The organism is Streptomyces millisiae (assembly GCF_031845425.1).
GTDB lineage: Bacteria > Actinomycetota > Actinomycetes > Streptomycetales > Streptomycetaceae > Streptomyces > Streptomyces millisiae.
This window is the reverse complement of sequence record NZ_JAVREM010000376.1, coordinates 1-416: the sequence shown is the minus strand read 5'-3', so window position 1 is coordinate 416 and position 416 is coordinate 1. Positions and strand designations below refer to the sequence as shown.

Sequence of the window (416 nt, the reverse complement as noted above, 5' to 3'; positions counted from 1 at the left end):
AGACCGTGCTGCGCATGCTGCGCAGCCTGCCCGAGCTCCGTGATCCGGAGAGGTTCCGTTCCTGGCTGGTGGCGATAGCCATGAACGAGATACGCCGGCACTGGCGCGAGGGCCAGGCGGGGACGGTCTCCGCCGACCGGCTGGACGACGCCTACGACCTGCCCGACCCGCGCGCCGACTTCGTCGAGGTGACCATTCTGCGGCTCGGGCTGACCGGGCAGCGGCGTCAGGTGGCGGAGGCGACGCGGTGGCTGGACGAGGACGACCGCGCGCTGCTGTCGCTGTGGTGGCTGGAGACGGCGGGCCAGCTGTCGCGGGCCGAGGTCGCGGCGGCCATGGAGCTCTCCCCCCAGCACACGGCCGTACGCGTCCAGCGGATGAAGGCGCAGCTGGAGGCGTACGGCCGTGTGCTGGGG

General features: G+C 72.6%; 1 protein-coding gene. It reads left to right on the top strand.

The genetic code is table 11. The features are described from left to right. Positions 1-416, top strand: a 416-nt coding sequence (locus tag RNC47_RS37160; RefSeq protein WP_311605288.1) for a sigma-70 family RNA polymerase sigma factor, incomplete at both ends; no start/stop codon positions are given.